The organism is Fusibacter sp. (assembly GCF_057447755.1).
In genome coordinates this window covers 1-5408 of the sequence record NZ_JBVBZF010000248.1, presented here as the reverse complement: position 1 = coordinate 5408, position 5408 = coordinate 1, and the positions used below count along the sequence as shown (strand labels likewise).

The 5408-nt window shown below is 37.3% G+C and carries 5 protein-coding genes; all 5 read right to left on the bottom strand.

What is annotated here, in order from left to right; genetic code table 11:
* Nucleotides 1-996: ABC transporter transmembrane domain-containing protein (locus AC220I_RS17705; protein ID WP_486725194.1), on the bottom strand; the 996-nt coding region annotated here is incomplete at its 3' end.
* Between the two features lie 755 nt (nucleotides 997-1751).
* Entirely contained in the window at nucleotides 1752-2405 is a 654-nt protein-coding gene (locus AC220I_RS17700) for a class II aldolase/adducin family protein (RefSeq protein WP_486725193.1), read from the bottom strand.
* Nucleotides 2406-2620: 215 nt separating this feature from the next.
* Nucleotides 2621-3643 carry a protein-glutamate methylesterase/protein-glutamine glutaminase gene (locus AC220I_RS17695; protein ID WP_486725192.1) on the bottom strand — a complete coding sequence of 341 codons (1023 nt, stop codon included), beginning with the start codon at nucleotides 3641-3643 and terminating at the stop codon, nucleotides 2621-2623.
* A gap of 3 nt (nucleotides 3644-3646) precedes the next feature.
* The gene (locus tag AC220I_RS17690; protein WP_486725191.1) at nucleotides 3647-4459 is read right to left on the bottom strand and encodes a CheR family methyltransferase; all 813 of its coding nucleotides are present in this window, start codon (nucleotides 4457-4459) and stop codon (nucleotides 3647-3649) included.
* A gap of 82 nt (nucleotides 4460-4541) precedes the next feature.
* The coding region (locus tag AC220I_RS17685; protein ID WP_486725190.1) for a methyl-accepting chemotaxis protein at nucleotides 4542-5408 on the bottom strand (867 nt) is incomplete at its 5' end.

Below are 5408 nucleotides of genomic sequence, written 5' to 3'. Positions count from 1 at the left end.
TTCATAAGGCTGATCTACCTCAATTTCTTCGTTCAATATTTCTTCAACACGTGTAATTGCGACTGTCGTTTTACCAAGCTCACTAAGCAATCTTCCGGACTGCTTTACCGGCCATAGTAACATTGATTCATAGGTGATAAAGGCCACTAGGGTTCCAATGCTGATTTCACCATTAATTGCCATCCTCGATCCGGCCACTAAAACCACACCACTTTGAATCAGTGTGATTAGATCTGATGATGACCAAAAGTAGGCCAAGACTTCGATCAATCTATAAGTGACTTTTCTATGATTTTCATTCGCCTTTTCAAATTTGTCGATTTCATATTTTTCTCTACCAAAAGCTCTTACAACCCTGACACCAGAGAGATTTTCCTGTAAAACCGTCGTTAGTGTGCCTTCCGCTTCATCTGATTTCTTGAAGTTCTTTTGAACCTTGGTGAAAAAGATATAAGAAAACCCAAAGAGAATCGGTATTAGTGCAATCGCATAGAGGGTAAGCTTGAAGTTTAAGCTCATCATAATCGCCACAGAAAGGAGAATCATAAAAATAATTCGACCTAAATCAACGATTTGTACCCCTAAAAACTTTCTGATTGTTTCCACATCCGAAGTACATCTTTGAATGAGGTCACCGGTTTCTCGCTTTGTATGGTATTCATACGACATATATTGAATTTGCTTGTAAAGCTTATTCTTTAAATTCTCAGCAATATGCTCAGCAGCATAGCTTGATAGGTAACCCTTTAGGAACAGGAAAATACCTCTAATTAAGTTAATTACAACAATAATCCATACCACGCTCATCAAATTTTTACCAAATAGGTCCATAAGCATTTGTAAATTCCCAGCAGGTTCACTGCCGATTATGGTATCAATTGCGTATTTTATTAAAATAGGTGTTGCCAGCTGCATGACTGTTGCGACGATAATTGAAAGAACCGCGATTAAGAAGACCCCTCGATAACCTTTCAAATACTTGAATATGTTTTTCACTAAATTCGACCCCCTAACGTTGTCATTTAAAAAAAGTTAAAATTTCCTATAATGTCCGATAATTCCCTTTAGCGCTAAAGAAAAAGACCATGCTCAGCATGGTCTTTAAAAGGCGAGCCGTCACTCACCCCTACATTTATAATGCATACTTACTTCTGCTGAAATAAGCATGTTTATAGACATAAAAAAACCACAGACATTTTTGCCTGTGGTTATCATTCTATCATGATAAATCGCTTATAATTTCTTATAATTGATTCCCGCAGGCTACAGAACTATTAAGTTGAACGAAAGACGCACTTATAGCGTTAATGCCAATAAATACAGAACTTCTTCTTACGGTAGATGTGTATGCTAAATTAATCATTTTGTAACCTCCTTTTTTTTATTTTGATTTTTTATACACCGTAGTCAGTACCACCCGACTACAAACAAATCATATAATAATTTTTTTACGTCTGCAACACTTTTTTTTAAGCTGTAACACTTTTGTAATGAAATGACAAATACTTGTCATTTTAATTTTTTGTAATTCAAATGCTCAAGCCCTTCAAAAAGCTCATTCTTAAAAACAAGGCCTTTCACCATTAGATTTTAATTTTGTAATATTCAATTCGAAAAATTTTAAATATTCTGAACTCATACCCTCCAAAAAATAAAGATAATGAGGTTGAATAGCAATCACTTTATAATCACTTTAAAGTTATTGCTAATCCTTTTAAAGTTATTCCTGATCATTTTTTTGTCAGATTAATCTATCTTTGTCCATACTTGTTGACATAGAATTCACGCATGTATGTGCAATCCTCGTCCGAAAGCTCAATCGGACCGCCAATCATGTATGATAACAAAGTAGCATGTGCCGATTTTTCACAAATTTGCGCAACCTTTGTGGCCTCTTTCAAATCCTTAGCAGCAGTGATTAAGCCATGATTTGCCAAAATAACAGCATTGCGATCCTTAAGTGCCTTTACAGCTTCAATACCAAGCTCAAGCGTTCCAGGTAATCGATACTCAGATACCCGTACATTTCCACCAACGATTTGAACCAAATCTTCACATGTTGCCGGAATTGGTTTTCTCGCAATTGCCATTGCAGTACAATAAGTTGAATGTGTATGAATAACAGCAAAGACATCTGATCTATTTTTATATATTTCAAGATGCAGGGGCAATTCTGAAGACGGCTTCATATCGCCATCGATCAAATTGCCTTCCAAATCAACGATGGGAATATTTTCAGGCTTAATTTTTTCATAGTCAACACCTGTTGGTGTTATTGCAACGAGATCTTCATTTGGAATGCGCACACTGATGTTGCCCCAAGTTCCAATTACCAAGGCAGATTGAGATATTAAAAGACCTGTATCAATGATTTCTTTTCTTGCCATTTGATGTTTAAGTGACATAGTTTCCTCCCCAAATCAAAACACAAAAGATCGTTCTTACAGCAGATTAAGACTGTATGTATTTTTCAATTATACCATATTGATAATTGTTTTAGAAAGTAACAAAAGCGTTATGATTTTCAGGCTTCTTACAAGCTGCAAATCTAACGCTTTTAAAGTATTCTTGTTTTCAACATGGTTCACTTTTTATAAGGTGTCATTTTACCATCACGCTTTTATATAAGCTCCATAACCTTCTTGTGAATTTCTGTTACAGGCATTTGATAGTCAACCGCTCCGATTTCAAAAGCTACCTTTGGCATACCATATACGATGCAGGTTTTCTCGTCTTGACCTATGGTTTTGGCCCCATTTTCCTTCATTTTGAGCAATCCCTTTGCACCATCCTGCCCCATTCCGGTTAATATTATCCCCAATGCCTGCTTACCATAAAATTGAGCTACGGATTCAAATAAAACATCAACGGATGGAATGTGACCATTCCGCTTGTCCCCATCAAACAATTTGACAACCATCTTGCTGCCAGACTTATGAACCCTCATTTGAAGGCCACCAGGTGCTAGTAAGGCAACACCATCTTGTATTTCATCACCATCTTCTGCCTCTTTAACAATCATCTTACAAGAGGCATTTAATCTTTGCGCATAAAGTTTAGTAAACACTGGCGGCATATGCTGAACGATGACTATCCCAGGTACTTCAGATGGCAGCTTATGCAAAATCTCGTAAAGTGCCTCTGTACCACCCGTTGATGCGCCAATTGCAATCACTTTATTTCTCATATTCTTGTGTTCTGAGCGTTCATCGCTTGAATTTCGAATGACGCGTTTAAGGCCACTAACATTGGCAATAGATGCGATTTTAACCTTGATGATCAATTCATTGATGAAGAGATCCAGTGCACTTTCAGAGCTCGTACTTGGTTTGTTGACAAATTCCACTGCACCATATTTAAGGGCATCAAATACCATGTTATCCAGTGCAGACATCACCACCACAGGCAAGGGATACTGAGGCATCAATCGTTTTAGAAACTCAATCCCATCCATCTTTGGCATTTGTACATCCAAGATCATCACATCAGGCTCATAGGCCAATATTTTATCCCGTGCATCATATGGATCCACGGCAGTTGCAATTACCTCGATGCTTTCATCCGTCTCCAACTTATTCTTCAAGGTCTCTCTAAACAGCAGAGAATCATCCACTATGAGTACACGAATAATCTTTTTTGCCATAAATTACTCCTTTTTGTAGATCGCAGGTTGTAGATATTTAAATCCTTGTGATCGATCTTCAATGGTTTCAGAATGCCCTATAAAGAGGTAACCTCCTGGTAACAAGGCATCATAAAACTTGTTAATCAATTCCTTTTTAGATTTCTTGTCAAAATAAATCATGACATTTCTACAAAATATAACATGAAACTTCTTTCTAAACGGAAAATCATTGGTCAAATTAAACTTTCTAAAAATCACTTCATTTCTTAGAGTATCCTTCACCTTAAAATGCTCAAAATCCGCTTTTGAGAAGTACTTGTGTTGAATCTGTTTGTTTAATTTTTCAACCTGGGCTTTCTCATACTCGCCTTTATTGGCACTTTCAAGTACTTTCAGGGAAATATCAGTTGCTAAGACCTTAGTATCCCACATCATTTTTTTAGTTCCCAGATACTCATCAATTGTCATTGCAATGGAATATGGCTCTTCACCACTTGAGCAGCCTGCTGACCATATTCGGATATCCTTGGTGTCTTGTTCTCTTTGAACGATCTCAGGCAATGCCGTTTCCCTTAAAAATCGAAAGTGCTTCTCTTCTCTAAAAAAGTAAGTGTGATTCGTCGTAATTTTATTGATAAACTCAGAGATCTCTTTTCCAGTCGTATCTGCTTCAATAATATCAAAATACGATGTAAAATTCTCAAACCCTCTTACTTCTAAAATATGTGTAAATCGACTTTCAACAAGTGTTTTCTTTTTTTCAGTGAGCAAAATGCCGTAATTATCATATACAAATGACTGGATGCGTTTGAATTCATTGTCTTTAATCTTCATAGCCACCTCAAATATGGAGGAAGAGGTGCTATAAAAGCACCCTCTTCATCCTCTAAAACGCTTATTCTTTTTATTAATGACGCTAATATTTTCCAAATTCACCATCATCTAAATTGATAATCCTGTCTTTTGTTTGTTTAACCACCTTATCATTGGTGGTTTCTGCCACTTTTTTAGTCTTAGACTTTTGGCCTGTTAATATAAACTTAGAAACCATTTCTTTGAGCATTTCAGCTTGAGCAGACATTTCCTCACTTGCAGCTGCACTTTCCTCAGCAGTTGCAGTGTTGTTTTGTGTAACGTCTGATACTTGATTTACCCCTTCATTGATTTGAGCAATTGCAGTTGCCTGCTCGTTTGAAGCACTGGCGATGTCTGAAACAAGTTCAGCCACTTTAGAGACACCTTCAACGATTTCAGTTAACGCCACTGCGGTGTTGTTGGCAATCTCTGTGCCGCTATTGACTTTGCCGATTGAGTTCTCGATTAGGTCTGTCGTCTCTTTTGCAGCATTAGCACTTCTCGCTGCTAGGTTTCTTACCTCTTCTGCTACAACTGCAAAACCTTTACCATGTTCACCAGCTCTTGCAGCTTCCACGGCTGCATTTAATGCCAATATGTTGGTTTGGAAGGCAATTTCATCGATAACCTTAATAATCTTAGAAATATTATTTGATGACTCATTGATGTCTTTCATCGCTGAAATCATCTCATTCATTCTAGAGTTGCCCACGATTGCCCCTTCTTTTGCTCTAACAGATAAATCATTGGCTTTATTGGCAGAAATCGCATTTTCTTTTGTCTGCTCTGCAACTTGGGTTATCGCAGTTGTGATTTCTTCTATTGCACTTGCCTGCTCTGTCGAGCCTTGTGATAGACTTTGAGAGGATGAGCTGACTTGATTTGCCCCGGTACTAACTTGATCAGCTGATATACCAATTTCACCAAG

Excerpts from the sequence above, each read along its gene's own strand:
- AC220I_RS17700 (WP_486725193.1), bottom strand. The coding sequence starts at position 2,405 with ATGTCACTTAAACATCAAATGGCAAGAAAAGAAATCATTGATACAGGT.
- AC220I_RS17695 (WP_486725192.1), bottom strand. The coding sequence starts at position 3,643 with ATGGCAAAAAAGATTATTCGTGTACTCATAGTGGATGATTCTCTGCTG.
- AC220I_RS17690 (WP_486725191.1), bottom strand. The coding sequence starts at position 4,459 with ATGAAGATTAAAGACAATGAATTCAAACGCATCCAGTCATTTGTATAT.